17 protein-coding genes are annotated in these 17,996 nt (G+C 49.6%); 9 read left to right on the forward strand and 8 right to left on the reverse strand.

Annotated features, from left to right (window positions below; genetic code table 11):
* Nucleotides 1-219: 219 nt before the first annotated feature.
* Entirely contained in the window at nt 220-591 is a 372-nt protein-coding gene (locus H065_RS0119590) for a hypothetical protein (protein ID WP_017814786.1), read from the forward strand.
* 136 nt (nt 592-727) lie between these two features.
* Here H065_RS0119590 and H065_RS0119595 read toward each other — a convergent pair whose 3' ends face one another.
* The 4 genes from H065_RS0119595 to H065_RS0119610 are packed head-to-tail and all read right to left on the reverse strand — an operon-like array spanning nt 728 to nt 4,521.
* On the reverse strand, nt 728-1,795 hold the full coding sequence (locus H065_RS0119595; protein WP_017814787.1) for an ABC transporter substrate-binding protein: 1,068 nt from the start codon (nt 1,793-1,795) through the stop codon (nt 728-730).
* Nucleotides 1,796-2,620, reverse strand: a complete 825-nt coding sequence (locus tag H065_RS0119600) for an ABC transporter permease (RefSeq protein ID WP_017814788.1) — start codon at nt 2,618-2,620, stop codon at nt 1,796-1,798.
* On the reverse strand, nt 2,610-3,422 hold the full coding sequence (locus tag H065_RS0119605) for an ABC transporter permease (protein ID WP_017814789.1): 813 nt from the start codon (nt 3,420-3,422) through the stop codon (nt 2,610-2,612). The genes H065_RS0119600 and H065_RS0119605 overlap by 11 nt, the downstream gene beginning before the upstream one ends.
* Entirely contained in the window at nt 3,412-4,521 is a 1,110-nt protein-coding gene (locus tag H065_RS0119610; protein ID WP_017814790.1) for an ABC transporter ATP-binding protein, read from the reverse strand. Before H065_RS0119610 ends, H065_RS0119605 begins: the two co-directional genes overlap by 11 nt.
* Nucleotides 4,522-4,950: 429 nt before the next feature.
* Between H065_RS0119610 and H065_RS0119615 the strand changes: the two genes are divergently transcribed.
* The 5 genes from H065_RS0119615 to H065_RS0119635 all read left to right on the forward strand — a co-directional run bounded on the left by H065_RS0119615 (nt 4,951) and on the right by H065_RS0119635 (nt 11,040).
* Nucleotides 4,951-6,552 (forward strand): hypothetical protein, encoded by a 1,602-nt coding sequence (locus tag H065_RS0119615; protein ID WP_017814791.1) that lies wholly within the window; start codon nt 4,951-4,953, stop codon nt 6,550-6,552.
* A gap of 329 nt (nt 6,553-6,881) precedes the next feature.
* Nucleotides 6,882-8,039, forward strand: coding sequence for an aminotransferase A (locus H065_RS0119620; RefSeq protein ID WP_017814792.1), 1,158 nt, complete (start codon nt 6,882-6,884; stop codon nt 8,037-8,039).
* A gap of 223 nt (nt 8,040-8,262) precedes the next feature.
* Nucleotides 8,263-10,248, forward strand: coding sequence for a methyl-accepting chemotaxis protein (locus H065_RS0119625; protein WP_017814793.1), 1,986 nt, complete (start codon nt 8,263-8,265; stop codon nt 10,246-10,248).
* 263 nt (nt 10,249-10,511) lie between these two features.
* The gene (locus H065_RS0119630; protein WP_017814794.1) at nt 10,512-10,709 is read left to right on the forward strand and encodes a hypothetical protein; all 198 of its coding nucleotides are present in this window, start codon (nt 10,512-10,514) and stop codon (nt 10,707-10,709) included.
* Between the two features lie 13 nt (nt 10,710-10,722).
* Nucleotides 10,723-11,040 carry a spore coat protein gene (locus H065_RS0119635; RefSeq protein ID WP_017814795.1) on the forward strand — a complete coding sequence of 106 codons (318 nt, stop codon included), beginning with the start codon at nt 10,723-10,725 and terminating at the stop codon, nt 11,038-11,040.
* 192 nt (nt 11,041-11,232) lie between these two features.
* Here the strand turns inward: H065_RS0119635 and H065_RS0119640 are convergent, their stop codons facing one another.
* A complete protein-coding gene (locus H065_RS0119640) occupies nt 11,233-12,069 on the reverse strand; it encodes a YitT family protein (protein ID WP_026136348.1) in 837 nt (278 codons plus the stop codon).
* Nucleotides 12,070-12,561: 492 nt separating this feature from the next.
* Between H065_RS0119640 and H065_RS0119645 the strand changes: the two genes are divergently transcribed.
* Both H065_RS0119645 and H065_RS26435 read left to right on the forward strand, forming a co-directional pair.
* A complete protein-coding gene (locus H065_RS0119645; RefSeq protein WP_017814797.1) occupies nt 12,562-13,035 on the forward strand; it encodes a nuclear transport factor 2 family protein in 474 nt (157 codons plus the stop codon).
* Between the two features lie 2 nt (nt 13,036-13,037).
* Complete coding sequence (locus H065_RS26435; RefSeq protein WP_017814798.1) at nt 13,038-13,901, forward strand: NAD(P)H-binding protein; 864 nt, start codon at nt 13,038-13,040, stop codon at nt 13,899-13,901.
* Between the two features lie 392 nt (nt 13,902-14,293).
* Here the strand turns inward: H065_RS26435 and H065_RS0119660 are convergent, their stop codons facing one another.
* The 3 genes from H065_RS0119660 to H065_RS0119670 form a co-directional block, all read right to left on the reverse strand.
* Nucleotides 14,294-14,887, reverse strand: a complete 594-nt coding sequence (locus tag H065_RS0119660; RefSeq protein WP_017814800.1) for a TetR/AcrR family transcriptional regulator — start codon at nt 14,885-14,887, stop codon at nt 14,294-14,296.
* A gap of 36 nt (nt 14,888-14,923) precedes the next feature.
* Nucleotides 14,924-16,081 (reverse strand): N-acetyldiaminopimelate deacetylase, encoded by a 1,158-nt coding sequence (locus H065_RS0119665; RefSeq protein WP_017814801.1) that lies wholly within the window; start codon nt 16,079-16,081, stop codon nt 14,924-14,926.
* Between the two features lie 126 nt (nt 16,082-16,207).
* Entirely contained in the window at nt 16,208-17,065 is an 858-nt protein-coding gene (locus H065_RS0119670) for a LysR family transcriptional regulator (RefSeq protein ID WP_017814802.1), read from the reverse strand.
* A gap of 123 nt (nt 17,066-17,188) precedes the next feature.
* Between H065_RS0119670 and H065_RS0119675 the strand changes: the two genes are divergently transcribed.
* On the forward strand, nt 17,189-17,929 hold the full coding sequence (locus H065_RS0119675; RefSeq protein WP_017814803.1) for an SDR family NAD(P)-dependent oxidoreductase: 741 nt from the start codon (nt 17,189-17,191) through the stop codon (nt 17,927-17,929).
* Nucleotides 17,930-17,996: the final 67 nt, after the last annotated feature.

Here is a 17,996-nt window from a genome sequence, read left to right on the forward strand (position 1 = left end):
CTTCCTTTCAGCTTTTAAGTTTGACGCTTGCTACTTTTCTGGTAAGTATGTAATTGTTTGCTATGCTTTTAATGTATATCTTTTTATCTCATCCTACATGAGGACTGGATGAGGAAGTCGTAAACAAGACATGAAGAATGTATTTTTGTTTCTTATTTTCAATAAAATGGTTAGACTAAATGATATAATAAATTCATTTTGCGAAAAGGAGAACTACATATGAAAAATGTTGGTATTCAAATGAAACGGTTGATGCTCCCCGCATTCATTACTTCGGGTTTTCTTGTGGTTTGCAGCGGATCAGCTTTGGCTATGGACAACCATTCATCGTCTCTTCCGGCTTATACCAATCATGTTGTAGCCAGTGTTCATTATGATACAAAGTACACCATGTCCACACCAAATCAAATACATATTACGGTAGTCAGAAACTTTCAGCCAACAGAAGATATTCCGTCTGCGATCCGATATTCGGAGAATTATCCTACTGCAGGACAATGGAGCGGTGTATTGAAACGAACCGATATACAGCAAAAACCAGACTATTCCTCTATCACTTTTACAGGCACCATTATCCGGGCGTCTAACTGACTCCCTTTCCTGATACCCTACCACTACATAAAGATGTTCAGCCAAAAAAAGCTCCACCAGACGGTTACTGAGTAGGTTCAGTACCGATCCGGTGGAGCTTTTTGATATCTCTATATCATTGACTCTGTGCTGCTTATTACTTGTTCATCTTGAACTGCAGGAACAGCTCATTGTAATGCACGAGCATCTTTTTCCCCAGATTGTCGTATACTTCCAGGCGGCGGGTCAGATCTGCTGGCGGATAGAAGCGTTCGTCTCCGGAAATATCCTCCGGCAGCAGCTTCAGCGCTGCATCGTTTGGTGTCGAATACCCTACATACTCCGCATTCTGCGCTGCCACCTCAGGGTTCATCATGAAGTTAATGAACTTGTGCGCACCGTCTATATTGGCTGCAGTCTTCGGAATAACCATGTTATCGAACCACAGGTTCGTGCCTTCCTCCGGTACCACAAAGTCCAGATCCTCGTTCTCGCCCATGATCTCCGATGCGTCTCCGGAGAATACGAGTCCGGCGGCGGCTTCGTTGTTGGCGAGCAGCAGTTTGATCTCGTCACCAACGATAGCTTTGACATTTGGCGTCAGCAGCTTGAGCTTGGCCAGCGCCTCCTGCAAGTGAGCTTCTTTGGTGTCGTTCAGTGAGTAATGCAGGCTGTTCAACGACATCCCGATTACTTCGCGGGCACCATCGGTCAGCAGCACATTGTTGCGCAACGACGGGTCCCATAGATCGTCCCAGCTGTGGAATTTGAGATGGGTCAGCTTGGGATTATATACGATACCAACCGTTCCCCAGAAGTAAGGCGCCGAATACTTATTGTTCGGGTCAAACGACAGGTTCAGGAACGATGGATCGATATTTTTGAGATTGGGCAGCTTGCTGTGATCCAGTGGCAGCAGCAGATTCTCCTCGCGCATCTTGGAGATGGCATAGTCGGACGGAATCGCTACGTCAAAGGTGGTGCCACCCTGCTCGATCTTGGTCAGCATCGCTTCGTTGGAATCGAATGTCTGGTAGATAACCGTAATCCCGGTTTCCTTTTGGAATTGCTCCAGCAGGTCAGGATCGATATAGTCGCCCCAGTTGTAGATCGTCAGTGTATTGCTACCCGAGTATCCCTGGCTGACATTTAGCCGGGCTGCCAGATACATGAGCAGCAGCGCAGCGACGATGATGACGATAAACATACGGCTGATCGTTTTCATTTATCTTGGCACCCCCATTTCGGCAGCCAGTTCACTCCGGCGCGTACGGGTCTGTGCCCGGCGGTTGATCATGTAATAACCGACAACCAGTGCGGTCGTAAACAGGAAGATCAGCGTGGACAATGCATTGATCGACAGTGCTACACCCTGTCTTGCCCGGGAGTAAATCTCGACCGACAGCGTAGAATATCCGTTACCGGTTACGAAGAAGGTTACCGCGAAATCATCCAGCGAGTACGTAAATGCCATGAAGAATCCGGCGAAGATTCCCTGCTTGATAAAAGGCAGGATAACACGTGCCAGTACATCCCGTCGGCTTGCGCCCAGATCGCGTGCCGCATCGACCAGCGTCGGGCTCATTTCCTGCAGACGCGGCAGAATCATCAGCACGGTAATCGGAATACTGAACGCGATATGCGAGATCAGCACCGAGGCAAAGCCCAGCTTGATGCCCACAATCGTGAACAGGATCAGGAATGATGCACCGATGATTACGTCCGGGCTCACGATCAGTACGTTATTGAGCGACAGCACGGCATCCTTGAGCCGGCGGCGCTGAATCCGGTCGATCGCGAGCGCACCGATAATACCGATAATCGTCGCAATCGCCGAAGACAGCAGCGCGATGACCAGTGTATTGATCAGGATAATCATCAGGCGCGTATCCTGGAATACCTCGCCATACCACTGCCAGGTGAAGCCTTCGAATTTGTGCATATTGCCTGCACTGTTAAAAGAGTAATACATCAGGTACAGAATAGGTGCGTACAGCACCGCGAATACGAGTACCAGATACAGATTGCCCCATTTATTCTTATTTCCCATGACGCACCTCCTGTCCGAAGCCGCCGGTCAGCAGCATCAGTACAGCCATTGCAATAATCAGCACCACGGCTACCGTTGAGCCCATACCCCAGTCCTGTGTGACCAGGAAATGCTGCTCAATCGCCGTACCGAGTGTAATAACCTTATTGCCGGCAATCAGGCGGGTGATCATAAATAGCGACAGCGAAGGAATAAATACCGCCATACAGCCGGACTTCACCCCGGACAGTGTCAGCGGGAAAATGACGCGCCGGAATGTTGTCCAGCCGGACGCGCCCAGATCGCGTGCCGCCGAGATCAGCGTCGGATTGAGTTCTTCCAGCGCATTATAGATCGGCAGAATCATGAATGGTACGAAAATATACACCGATACAAAGACAAAGCTGAATGCATTGAACAGCAGCTGCTGCTCGCCAATCCCGATTGTACCGAGCAGCGCATTAATCGGACCGGACGTACCGAAGATTCCGATAAACGCATACGTTTTGAGCAGCAGATTGATCCATGTCGGCAGGATAATCAGCAGAATCCATAGCTGCCGGTGCTTGGTCCGGGTCAGCAGATAGGCTGCCGGATAAGCAATCAGCAGTGAGAACAGCGTCACCAGAAAGGCATACCAGAACGAGCTGAGCGTCATCTGCATATATACCGGCGTGAAGAACGTACGGTAATTCTGCAGTGTCAGATTCCCATCCACATCGAAAAAGGAATAATACGCAACCAGCACTACCGGTGCTACGACAAACAGGACGATCCATACGTAATATGGCAGCATATAGATCGCGCGAGTATTAGCCTGCATGGACACCGCCTTCTCCGTATCCTTCCAGACGGCGGTCGAAATCTTCTTCACTTTCCCCGAATCGCATAACATGAATCGCTTCGGCCTCAAAATCCAGACCGATCTGGCTGCCCGGCTCTGCTTTGCGGGTCGAGTGGACCAGCCATTCATGACCGGAATCATCATAGCAGCTGATCTCGTAGTGAACACCACGGAACAGCTGACTATCGACGCGTACCTTGAGCTTGCCGCGATCTTCGGTCGTCAGCTCCAGATCTTCCGGACGAATAACGACTTCAATAGCTTCATTCGGACGCAGTCCGGCATCGACGCACTGGAACTGCTTGCCGTTGAATTCAACCAGATAGTCTTCAATCATCCGGCCGGGTACAATATTCGATTCCCCGATAAAGTCCGCCACAAAGCGGTTAATCGGCTCATCATAGATATCGTTCGGTGTACCGCTCTGTTCGATCTTGCCTTTGTTCATAACAAAAATCTCGTCCGACATCGCCAGCGCTTCCTCCTGGTCATGCGTAACGAAGATAAAAGTAATGCCCAGACGCTGTTGAATCTCGCGCAGCTCGTACTGCATCTCGGTACGCAGCTTCAGATCCAGCGCAGACAGCGGCTCATCCAATAGCAGCACTTCCGGCTCGTTCACCAGCGCGCGTGCAATCGCGACCCGCTGACGCTGACCGCCGGACATTTCCGAGATCGCCCGCTGGCCATAGCCTTCCAGATTGACGAATTTGAGCGCCTCCAGTACCTTGGTCTGGATCTGCTCCTTTTTCATTTTTTTGACACGCAGTCCAAAAGCCACGTTCTCGAACACATTCAGATGCGGGAACAGCGCATAATCCTGGAATACCGTGTTCACCTGGCGTTTGTTGGCAGGCACTTTGTTGATCACTTTATCGTTAAAATAAATCGAGCCGCCGCTCGGCTCCGTAAAGCCGGCGATCATCCGCAGAATCGTCGTTTTGCCGCAGCCGGATGGGCCGAGCAATGTGTAGAATTTACCCCGTTCGATCTCGAAGTCTATATGTTCCAGTACCAGCGTTCCATCCTCGTAACGCTTGGTCACTCCATCAAACCGGATAATGGTATTTTCGTTCATAACAGCCTCCTTGTTTGCATCCGCCTGTATCGACTGGCGGTGCTCCGTTTCGTTTACCTTCGACTGCATGGATCCATCTGGGATACCTGTTACAGCCGCCGCTTCCATTTATATGACTAAATAACATTTTATGTGATGAAAAAGCATCATTTTATTATTTAACCACTTCAATCTTACGCAAAAGGCACCATTGCTATTATAACGACTCAAGTCCAATAGAAATAGTATATTTTACAAAGAATATATAAAAATTTTGTATAGAGACTGTAGAAAAGGGACCAATTCCGTCTATACCAATCTGGACACTTTGTAATGCCCATCGTAGAAACACACATACAGTACGTAGAATAGCCCCTTCACGAGAGCGCTATCATAAGCCACTATAGATTTTGACTTACCTGTTACATAACATGCTGAGGGAGGAAATATATGAACAAGAAATGGACGAATATGTTGCTATCTGCAGTACTGCTGGTGGGAGGAACGCTGAGTGCAGCCGGACCTGTCCGCGCCGATGCAGCCAGCGATGCTTCCAACAAGGCGCTGATCTGGCTGGAGACGCAGCAGGATGCTACTGCCGGGCTTGCCTTTGACGGACTGGTAGACAGTTTTGAAGACTTCTGGGGACCTAATAATCCCAAGCAGATTGTCTATACGTACGATCAAGCTGTGGCTGCGATTGCCTTTGTTGTCAAAGGAGAGCGTGGACGCGCCGAGAAAGTATTGAACAAAATGCGCGATATCCAGGACCCTCAGGGCTTCTGGCTCAATTCCTACTGGTACAACAATGGTGCAGGTGAGGAAATCCGCAAGCATGTCGGTCCGGTCGTCTGGATGGCAATGGCTGCAATGGCATATGAAAAGCAGTACAATGACACCCGCTACCGCCCGATGGCGCTCAAAGCCCTCGACTGGTCCCTGCAGTACCAGCAGGCTAATGGTGGGGTAGCCGGCGGCTGGAGCGGATGGAGCAATTCCAATGAGCCGTGGAGCTCCACCGAGCACAATATCGATATTTACCGGGTACTTCAGTATTATGCATCCGTCGACTCTTCCAAAGCAGCCTCCTATAATGCAGCTGCTGCCAAAGTCAAAAGCTTCCTCGACACCAAGGTATGGGATGAATCCCACAAACGCTTCACCGGCGGCTGGAAAAACGACACCGGTCTGATCGATCCGAAGATTCCACTCGATGTAAATCCATGGGGTGTACTCGCACTGGGCACCAGCGGCACTCATAATTATGGCGCCAGTCTGGCGTATGTAGAGAACGCCAACGGATCACCGGGTACGATGGACAATCCGCGCTACAAGCAGACACTGACGTATAATGATGCCGGCAATACATTGACCGGATATGACTTTGACTGGACCGATCAGGTAATGCCTGCCCATGACGATAACGGCAACCAGATCGGCAGCACCGGAGCGGACGTATGGTTTGAAGGGTCGGCCTTTATGTCACTGGCCTATTATCTGCAAGGCAATACAGCCAAAGCCGACGCTATCAACAATGAAATTATCAAAAAGCAGGGAACTTCAGGCGCTTCACTCGGCGGTATCCCTTATTCCCTCAAAGGTACCAGCAATAGCTACTGGGTAATGGCACAGCAGAACTGCGTATCCAGTACAGGCTGGCTGATCCTGTCGCTGCACCGGTTCAACCCGTTCACCGGGCAATATCTGACTGGTGGCACTACACCTCCGCCAACAACAGAGCCGCCGGTAACGCCGCCGACTACAGGCAATGGCAGCGAGAATACAACAGCTGACTACACCGCCAGAGCAGCCACCGTCTCCGGTACGGAGATTAGCATTACGTTCAAACCGGTCACCTCTGCCAAGTATGTGGATCTGCACTACAAAATCAACAATGGTGACCAGCAGAACTTCCGTATGACTGACAGCTCCGGCACCTGGCGCAAAAATATCACCGGGCTCGCCAAAGGCAACAAAGTAGAATACTGGTTCACGTATGAGAAATCCGGTCCTCAGTATGATTCGCCTCATTACAGCTACACGTTGAATTAAGCTGCAGACACAGCATTCTGTTTAGGCATCAGCCGCTCATTTCTTCTTATTGCAGACATATTCTCTATACAACAGCCCAACGACCTCCTTTTATGGAGGTCGTTTTTGGCGTAATTCCAGTCCCTCGATCTCTGTCAGTCGGTAGGATGCGATAGCGCATTATTCAGCTGCCCTGTCTACACTACATACCACAGGCAAGTCTGTCTGTCCTCTCCCGGCAGACTTTGATATACTTTGTAAAATGATTTCTGTACAACTTACCAGCGGAAGTCGGCTTGACCGAACACCGCATCTTTTACATATTTCTCTATCCAGAAAGGAAGACTTCCATGGAACATCTGCTCAACTCCTCCGTCAAAGAAATCCAGATTAGCGGTATCCGTAAAATCGCCAATGCAGCTGCCCAGTATCCGGATGCGCTAGCCCTTACACTCGGACAGCCCGATTTCCCGACCCCACTGCATATTATCGAAGCTGCCGAGCGTGCGATGCAGGAAGGTCGTACCGTCTATACACCCAATGCAGGCATACCTGCACTGCGCCAGGCGGCAGCCGATTTTGTACGTAGCAAGTATGGCCAGCAGTATGATGGAATGAGTGAAGTTATTATTACGGTCGGTGCCAGCGAAGCACTGGATATTACACTGCGCACGATTATTACACCGGGAGATGAAGTCATCCTGCCGGGTCCTATCTACCCTGGCTATGAACCGTTGATTCGTCTGGCTGGCGGCATTCCGGTCTATGTAGACACTCGCAGTAGCGGCTTCAAATTGACCGCCGAGCTGCTGGAACCGCATTTGTCGCCGCGTACCAAAGCTGTCGTTCTCGGCTATCCGTCCAATCCGACAGGCCGCGTCATGAGCCGCAGCGAGCTGGAAGATATCGCCGCCCTGCTGCATGAGCGCGATATTTTCGTTATTTCCGACGAAATCTACAGCGAACTCATCTACGATGTACCCCATGAATCGATAGCCCTGCTGCCAGGGATGCGTGACAAGACCATTATTATCAACGGCGTCTCCAAGTCCCACTCCATGACCGGCTGGCGGATCGGTTATACACTGGCACCTGCCTGGCTCACAGCGCATATGCTCAAGGTCCATCAATACAATGTATCCTGCGCCAGCTCCATCAGCCAGTATGCGGCACTGGAGGCGCTGACGCACGGTATCGACGATGCACTGCCGATGCGGGATGCTTATCGGGAACGCCGGGATTATGTATACGACCGGTTGATGAATATGGGACTGACACTTGATAAGCCGGAAGGCGCTTTTTACCTATTCCCTTCGATTGCCCATCTCGGACTGCCTTCCATGGAATTCGCGCTCCGTCTGCTTGATGAAGGTAGCGTCGCTGTCGTGCCTGGGGATGCTTTTTCCCGATATGGCGAGGGATATATCCGTCTATCTTATGCCTATGCGCGTCCGGTGCTTGAACAGGCGCTCGATCGTCTGGAACAGTTTGTCGGGCGGCTTGGCTAATATTCATATCATACTTTGAATAAGAGTATAACAAACAGCATGTTTGCAGATCCGATCGGCATTGTAATGCCAATTGCCGGGCTGCAGACATGCTGTTTTTTTGTGAATCCTGCATTTTTTTCTTGTTTTTATGTTTTATACAAAGTTACTTTCGGTTCTATCTTTATTCAAAGTCGTTTTCTGTCGATAACATATTCATTCAGATCATAAACGGGGGGATTCGATGAACGCAATCAAGGCTTTATTTCTTAATCAATCGTTAGGCCGCAAACTGATGTTTTATTTCTGTGCTGTACTCGTAGTAGCACTGGTAACCTCCAGCTTGGTTTCTTACTTTACCGCCCAGCGCTCGCTCAGCGAAGAACTCATTGACAGCACTGCACTCAATGCAGGCACACTGAGTGCGATTGTAGATAACGATATGCAGCAGAACGAAGATACCGTTGACTATTTTGCCAAACAGATTACACAGCGTGACTATACGACTGCCGGCAGTCCTGCACTGCTCGAACGTCTGAACACATATGATGATGCGACCAGCAAAGTGGAAGGCATCTATGTAGGAACTACAACAGGAGCATTTTTCACTTCTTCGGACGCTCCGACTGCGGCTGACTACGATCCAAGACAACGTCCATGGTATCAACAGGCAGAAGCCAGCCCGGGCAAGACCATTATCACCAATCCGTATATCTCTTCATCCACACAGGAAATGACCGTAACTGTCGCTAGACAAACTGATGACAAAAGCGGTGTAGTCGGACTTGATATCAGTATTGCCTCACTGCTCAAAATCACCTCCACGATCAAGATCGGCGATGAAGGCTATGCCGTGATTGTTGCACCGGATGGCACTTATATTTCTCACCCAACGATCAAAGCGGGCGAGACCGATGATATTGCCAAGCGTATTATTGCCGAAAATAAACCACAGGGCAATTTCAGCTATGTATTCAACGATGTCGATAAACAGCTCAGCTATACAACCAGCCCGCTTACCGGCTGGAAGCTCGTCGGCAATTTCTCTCACAGCGAGATTGACGAAAAGGTAAAACCGCTGCTCTACCAGACACTGCTCGTAATGGTGCTCGCCCTGATTATTGGCGGCGTTATCGTCTGGCTCGTGACACGTTCGATCAGCAAACGAATGAACAAGCTCGTTCATGTTGCCAATGCGATCAGCCAGGGAGACCTGACCCAGTCTGTCGAAGACAAGAGCAAGGATGAACTGGGCCGTCTGTCTGAAGCCTTTAACCATATGAATGAATCTCTGGGTTCTCTCGTCGGCTCGATTCAGGATACTGTGAGCGACGTGGTCTCCTCGTCCGAGCAGCTGAATGCCAGCTCCGAGCAGACCAGTCAGGCGACCGAACAGATTACGTCCGCTATCGAACTGTTCTCTTCAGGTACCGAAAAGCAGAACCAGAATATGAGCAGCAGCGCTTCCCAGCTGAACGATGTGGCACGCTTGCTGCAGGAAGTACAGCAGCACTCCCAGTCTCTACTCGGATTGTCGCATACCTCCAATACGATGGCAGACGAAGGCGATCAGCTGATCCGCCGGACAGTCGGTCAGATGCAGCATATTGATCGTTCCGTGAACCAGGCTAATGAAGTGGTAACCGGACTGTCACAGAAGTCTACCGAGATCTCCACGATCCTCAAAACGATCAATACGATTGCCGAACAAACCAATCTGCTCTCGCTCAACGCAGCGATCGAAGCGGCACGTGCCGGTGAAGCCGGTAAAGGATTCAGCGTCGTCGCCGGTGAAGTGAAAAAGCTGGCCGAACAGTCCCATCTGTCTGCTCAGCATATCGAAGGATTGCTGCAGGATATTATTCGCGAGATTCATGAATCCCTGTCCACCTTCAAGCAGATCCATCATTCCGTAACCGATGGTCTGACTTCGGTAGAGCATTCTGCCGAGCAATTCCAGCAGCTCAAATCCAATTCGCACCGTATTTCTTCGAACCTGCAGGAAATGAATACACTGGTCGAGGAAGTCAATTCAAATGCCGGACAAGTTGCCCGTTCTGTCGAGGAAGTGACCGGTATCTCCACCCGCAATACCGAGAGCATGCACGATATCGCTTCATCTGCCGAGGAGCAGCTGGCTTCTATGGAAGAAATCAGTTCTTCTGCCCAGTCCCTCGCTGCACGTGCCGATGATCTGCAAAAGGAAATCGAGCATTTCAGAATCAAATAAGTACCTTGGTTCCAACTATTTATTCAAGCCCTTTGTACAGCATCCTCTTCGCTGTCCAGAGGGCTTTTGGCTGTGCTTTTATGTACAATGCGATGTCATAGGCAGTACCTGCCGGATAATGAACGATGATCGACTGCTTATTTACTCTTCATGCTGCCCTACAGGTTGGAGCACTACCCCATTTTCGCTGATACAAACAAATCAAACAGGGTTATATACAGATAGAAAGCCTGTTAAATAATGGTTGCAAAGGAGATGTCATCATGGCCAAACAATTAGCGACTCATGAAATGCTGGAAGTGCACGAGCTGCTTACTTTCAAAACATCTTGTGTTACCAAAGCGGTAGCTATGCGCGAACTTGTCAAAGACGATAAGCTGAGACAGATTATGGACGAAGATGTTCAAGACTCCATCAAAGCAATTGAAGACCTCAGATCCATCCTGGAAAAACAAAAATAAGGAGGAGTTCATTATGGCTTCCAACAGTATGACCAAAGAAATGCTCGTTAATGCAACAGCACCACTCGATGATCTGGCAATTGCCACCGATCTGCTGATGTCTGCCAAAGCAGGTGTCCGTAACTATGCGGTCGCCCTGACCGAGACAGCTACACCAGGTGTACGCCGTACACTCAAAGCCCAAATGCAAAAAGCGATCGATCTGCATGAGAAAATCGCTAACTATATGATCGAAAATGAAATGTACCATGCGTACAATATCGACGAGCAGGTAGAACACGATCTGCAAAAAGCCGATATGGCGCTGGAACTCGCCAAAAGCAAGTCCTGAGCCTTGAACGGCTGAATCGATCGGAAGCTTCATGATCTGCCTCTGTAGTGCACTGCGTATCTGAATGCGCAGGCACACAGACAGCACATTGTCTTCCATGCCAAAAGCCACGCCTTCTCCTGTACGGGTATTCCCGGAGGAGACAGCGTGGCTTTTGGCTGTGTTTCTATTTATTTAAAAGGAGCATAGATCTTACTTGGATAGTTCCAGGAACCCTTCACCAAATACATCGCGTACATCATGAATCGTAATAAATGCATTCGGATCTTCGGTACGTACGATCTTTTTCAGGACAGATACTTCCTGTTTGCTAATTACAATATACAGTACTTCCTTCGGATTCTTGGTGTAGTATCCATGACCGGATAATACAGTCACCCCGCGGTCCATGACGGTAATGACCTTCTCCGCGATCGCTTCCTGATGGGAGGAGATGATCATGACTGCCTTTTTCGGATTCAGACCCTCGATAATAAAGTCCATGACCTTGGTACCGATATACAGCGCGATGATTGTCAGCATCAGCCGCTCTGCTCCGATAATGAACAGGGACGAGAATGCCACGATCAGGTCAAAAAAGAGCAAGCCGTAGCTGATATTCCAGTCCAGATATTTATGTGTAATTCGTGCCAGAATCGCTGTACCTGCCGTTGTGCCGCCTGCACGGATAATCAGTCCGATCCCTACACCGACCAGCACACCGGCAAAGACCGCATTGACTACGATCTCATTGGATTCAATATGCCAGCCTTCGGTCAGATGCAGGAACAGCGAGTTCAGCGCTACCGCAATAATCGTATAGATAATACTCGTTTTATCCAGGAATTTGTAACCGATCAGAATCAGAAATGAATTGATCACCAGATTGACCAATCCGGGAGACCATTGGAGCAAATAATAGATGATAATCGTAACCCCGGTCACGCCGCCTTCACCCAGATTGTTCGGGATGATGAACAGATTGACCGCCAGTGCAAACAGAAAAGCGCCTATCGTGATCAGTACCATATCATAAATGCGTTTTTTTATGCTCATGCTTCCATGCTCCTTTAATCATCCGTATCTATTGAACCGGTATAGGAATTTGCTCATGCCGAATCCATCCGAAAAGACGATTCTGCCGCTCGATCCGGGTATCTAACCATTCTTACCCGACAAATGAGTATTGTAAGCCACTGGAGACAAGCAAGTCAAAGCTTTTTTACGATACTTTGACTATTCATTTCTGCACCTGATTACCGTTAAAAAGCGGGTTGTTACATGAAAATACATACACATTTATGAATATGAAGCTGCCAAGTCAGCTTTGCGCGTTTATTCGCTATGCTCATCCTCTTTGCAAGCCCTACTTTACCCAGACAATAATCACCTCAAATTATTTTTGACTATTTAGTCCGAATATTATTGACTATTTAGTCCGGAATGGGTATAGTGGTCTTACAAGCCTTTGACAAAGCCGCTTCATTGCTTCTGTCAGGACGAATATAATCCTATTACTCATTTGAAAGCGAGGCATTTATTATGACCAACTCATCCGTTTCTTCCTCTTCTACTATTGATGTATTGAACGAACGTGCAGAACAGGCGCTGCATCTAATCAACCAGTTTGGTTCTCTGCTGCTGGATAAGGATATGCAGAGCTGGCTGGACTTGTTCGACGAGCAAATCCGCTTTGAGTTCCCTTATGCAGATGAAGGTTACAACAAGTTACTGGAGGGTAAACAGGCTCTCGCCCAGCATATGGAGCAGTTTGATGGAATGATCCGCATGAATCATTTCAGTACACCGGTGATTCACCAGACGCTGAACCCGGATATCTTTATCGCCCAGTTCCAGGGGACAGGCATCTTGCTGGAGACAGGCAAGGTCTATGCACAGGACTATATCTCCCTGATCGAAGTGAAAAATGGTAAAATCTCGCGTTATCTGGATTACTGGAACCCGCTCGCTGTAGCACGGGCTGTCACTCCGGATGCACCTACACAGGAGGTCTAATTATGAAAAATCCACAATTTCTTCTCACTGCCGGCAGCGGCAAAACATCGACCCGTATCGCCGAACTACTGACTGCCCAAGGCTACATTGTACGCAAAGCGATGCGCTCCCCACGTTCTGGTCAGCAGGCGATCCCTGAAGTGGAATTCGACTGGTACCGTCCAGAGACATTCGCTGCTGCCGTCGAAGGAATGAACACGATCTATCTGGTAGCTCCTATCATGGACATGCATCCCGAGAAGGTCATGATTCCTTTTATCGAACAGGCACTAGCTGCCGGAACACAGCGCTTGGTCATGCTGTCCAGTGCTTCGATTGAAGCGGATGGGCCTGTCTTCGGAACAGTGCAGCAGTATATTATGCAGCATGCGCCAGAATGGGCAATTCTGCGCCCATCCTACTTTATGCAGAACTTTACCGAAGCTGCACATGGCTATGCGATTCGCGCCGGCGCAGGTATTACCACAGCGACCGGTGATGGCAAGCTGGGATTTGTCGATGCCGAGGATATTGCCCGTGTGGCTGTCCATGCACTGACCGATGAGCAGCCGCATAATACCGATCATATCATCACCGGACCGGAGTCTCTCAGCTATGGAGAAGCTGCCGCTATCATTAGTCATCTGTCTGGACTGGATGTGCAGCATCATCATGTGGGCGAAGAACAATTGTACGACCTGCTGCTGACTGCCGGGATGCAGCCGGATTATGCACGCTTTTTTGCTGGACTGGATACACGTATTCGTACCGAAGGCATCGAAGATCAGGTGGCAGATACGGTGCTGCGTATTACCGGCCAGGCTCCACGTTCACTGGAAGCCTTTATCCGCGACAATCTGCACTGGTACGCACCCGTTACCAGCTGAATCCGATAATAGGGCACGAATATTTTCTTGTAGCGAACAGCGAACATTTGATTATACCTAAATATATAATTCATATAACAACAGATAAAGGCACACCTAAATTATCATACTTGGGTGTGCCTCTTTTATATAGGATCGCCAGATCATACCGGCGATCCTTCTTTGATAACCTTTATTCAAAAACTTCAACGGTACATCTGATCAAATTCACAGCATTACGCAGCCCCACTGATATGCCGTACATACCATACCAGCAACATCCAGCATACAATCACGAAAATCGCTACGATCCATGCTATTCTTTTGCCTTTTTTGCTCATGTTCATCACTCCTCATTTGATATTCAGCTATCCATGAGTTGCTTTGTTCACCCGAGCTTATCGTTGCAGTGCTCAGGCACGATGACTTCGTAACACCGACAATGCAATCTTCGTGATGCTGCGCAACTGCTGTTCATTCGCACCTGCCTTGGCCGAGAAAATAAGACCCATCCGCTCATGTGCCAGAAAGTGTGCCAACTCCTGCAAATCAAACGCTGCAGACAGCTCTCCTTCATCTGCCGCCCGCTGCAGCAGCCGGTACAATCCCTGCTCGATCTGCTCGGTATTGCTCTGCAAATAATCCCGCAGCTCTGCGTCTTGCGGTGCCTGCTCAACCGCGCTGCTAATGATAAAGCACTGCTGTGCCAGTTCCGGATCGACCAGCGCCTGGATCATCACATCGAAAATATGCTCCAGCTGCCCGATCGCACTACCGGGCTGTTCCAGCAGCTCTGCCATATCCTCGGTCTTGCCATCCATATAATGCTTGACCGCCATAATGAACAGATCACGCTTGGTGCCGTACGTATCATACAGACTCTGCCGCGCAATGCCCAGTTCCTGCAGCAAATCCGGCAAAGTCGTCCCTTCATAACCGGTCCGTCCAAACGTCTTCATCGCCCGCTGCAGCACCGCCGTTTTGTCAAAAGCTTTGGTTCTCGCCATACGTACATCCTCCTTTCGTTCGTTCTGTCTTGCTATCTATACGTGATGTAGTCCGTCCTGCTCTGCAGTTGTTCCTGATTTCCACTCGAAATAATCTGTCACGGTACGAACTGCCACCTCTATCGCGTCCTCACTCGGTTCCAGCTTGGCATGATGCAGGCCATACGGTGTATCCACACCCAGCCAGAACATGAAGCCCGGAATCCGCTCCAGCAAATAACCAAAGTCCTCTCCCGTCATCGCTTCCGTACACTCGACCAGCTGCACATCCGAACGGTCGGACAGCCACTGCATAAACTCGGCAGTCAGCTTTTCTTCATTATATACCTGCATATAGTTGGAGCCCCAATCAATCTCTGCCCGGCACTCGAATCCGGCTTCGATCCCTCGTACCAGCGCCTGAATGCGCGACTTCACCAGTACCATCGTCTCGGCTGACAGCGTGCGGATCGTGCCTTCCAGACGTGCACGTTCAGCGATAATATTCTGCTTGGTTCCGCCTTCGACTTTACCAATGGTCACAACTGCAGAATCCAGCGGATTCACATTGCGGGCGACAATACTCTGCAGCTGACCGACCAGCTGACAGCCGGCAACTACCATATCATTGGCACGATGCGGATAGGCAGCATGTCCTCCCATTCCGATCAGATCAATGAACAGCTCCGACGTATTGGCGAACAGAATACCCTGTCTTGTCGCAATAGTGCCTACCGGATACTCCGGCGCCACATGCAGTCCGACGATCTGCTCTGGCATCCAGTCCGCCAGTTCGTCGCTCTCCAGCAGCGGCTTTGCTCCACCCGGTCCTTCTTCAGCCGGTTGGAAAATCATCACCAGATCATCCTGCATCCGCTGCCGGGCGAAATGCGTCAGTATTCCCAACCCGATCGTCATATGCAGATCGTGCCCGCAGGCATGCATATAGCCGGGGTGCTCACTTTGAAAATCATATCCGGTCTCTTCCACAATCGGCAGTCCGTCCATATCGGCACGATAGCCAAACCGGCGCTTCGGTGCTGTCCCGTGCACATAGACCAGAATACCTGTTCTCCAGGTACGTATTTCCAGATGCTCCTGTGGCAATTGGGCGATATAATCCAGCAGGTATTGCTGGGTTTTGAACTCCTGGAATCCCGGTTCGGGAATCCGGTGCAGATCACGGCGGATATTAATAAGTGTTGGTGTAGTCATAGATTTCGCTCCTTGCCCATAGTTAAGGATATGTTAAAAGTCGGAAGACAGAATCATTGTATATTGAAAAGACTACCGGAATACTCAATCGGTTTCCAGTATATCGTTACGAATGAATGGCTGCTTTTAGACAGATTCGGATGGCTGATTTTGCAAAAATCGAATAAACTTTCGCAGACCTGGCGGCTGTTTCTTCGTATGCCTGATAATAAAATCGATCCTGATCCGTTCGGACAACCGCTTATGTTGCACAGTAGATAAAGCCTCGCGACCGTGAACCGCAGATGCCGGTACGATGCTCATTCCCATTCCGTCATGAACGGCCTGCAGAATAGATTCCAGCGAATCAAATTCCATTATAACCGGATGCTCCGCATGATGGACTCTGGCATATTCCAGTGTTTTATTGCGGTAGATACAGTTTTTGTCCCCATTGACGATCAGGACGGGATCATGGCTGGAATCATCTTTGCCGGGATGAGGCGAGATCAGTACTACCTCTTCCCAATAACTATGCACCGTATCAAACTGTGACGCATTATACTCGCCCTGTACAAAAGCCCCGTCCAGCTCCCCATAGGATAGCATGGATAGCAGATGCTGCTTATCGTTCGTTTTGAGCTTCACATCCATATGACGGGTATCTTGGAGGAATGACGCGAACAGCTGCGGAATCTTGACGGCAGATACGGTCTGGGGAGCACCAATGGTCAGACATTCCCTGCTTTCCTCTGGTTGCAGCACCAGGGTGACTTCGTCCATCAGCTCTACAATCCGATTGGCATAATCCAACAAAATAACGCCCTGTTCCGTTAAGGTAACGCCTCTGTTATTGCGCAGGAACAAGCGAACGCCCAGCTCATCTTCCAGGCTTTTAATGCGCTGGCTGACATTGGGCTGCACATAGCCCAGCTTTTCGGCAGCTTTGGAGACCGATTGCAAGTCAGCCACCTGTTTGAAGATCCGCAAATCGTGACTTTCCACAGACAATCTCTCCTTCACAGATATCATTTCAAATGATACCACCTTCATTATTCTGTATTATACGCCGTGGCTGGCCAAAAATATAATAAAGAGGTGGCATATACCCGAAGGAGGATGAACAAAATGCAGCTACAACTTAAAGTCGTCATTATCACAGGCGGCGGTACGGGGATTGGAAAAGCCGTCGCTCTGAAGCTGGCCGCCCAGCAGGCCAAAGTCGTCATTAACTACAGCCGATCAGAACAGGAAGCTTTGCAAGTTGTAGAGGAAATCACCCGCTTCGGCGGAACCGCAGCAGCCTGCAAAGCCAATGTCGCTATAGCTGAGGAAGTCGATGCGCTGGTACACTATACAGCATCCACATTCGGGACAGTGGATGCGCTCATCAATAATGCGAGCATTACCGCCCAGATCCCCATGAACGATCTGGATGCAGTAACCGATGACGTATGGGATTCTCTTTTCAATGTGAATGTAAAAGGAATGTTTCACTGTATCCAGGCCGTTGTTCCCTATATGAAAAAGCAGGGCTCCGGCGTTATTATCAATATGGGCAGCGTGGCTGGAACGACGGGTATCGGCTCTTCGATCCCTTATGCAGCCACCAAGTCAGCGATTCATACCATGACCCGTTCACTGGCTATTGCCCTGGCTCCGACGATCCGGGTCAACAGTATTGCCCCCGGTGCCGTCGCTACCCGGTGGTGGGCAGGCAACGAAGATAAAATGCATCAGCTGGCAGGCCATCTACCGCTCCAGCGCATTTCCACTCCTGAAGATATCGCAGACGCGATCCTGTTCCAGTTGACACAGGAATCGGTCACCGGCCAGATTTTCACGATTGATAATGGTCAGACACTATGAAGATAATGCCCGTATACCTATAATATTCAACAAAAAAGCCCGGCAGATGCCGGGCCTTTGGTGCAAG

It is taken from the genome of Paenibacillus shenyangensis (genome assembly GCF_000346635.1).
Classification (GTDB): Bacteria; Bacillota; Bacilli; order Paenibacillales; family Paenibacillaceae; genus Saccharibacillus; species Saccharibacillus dauci.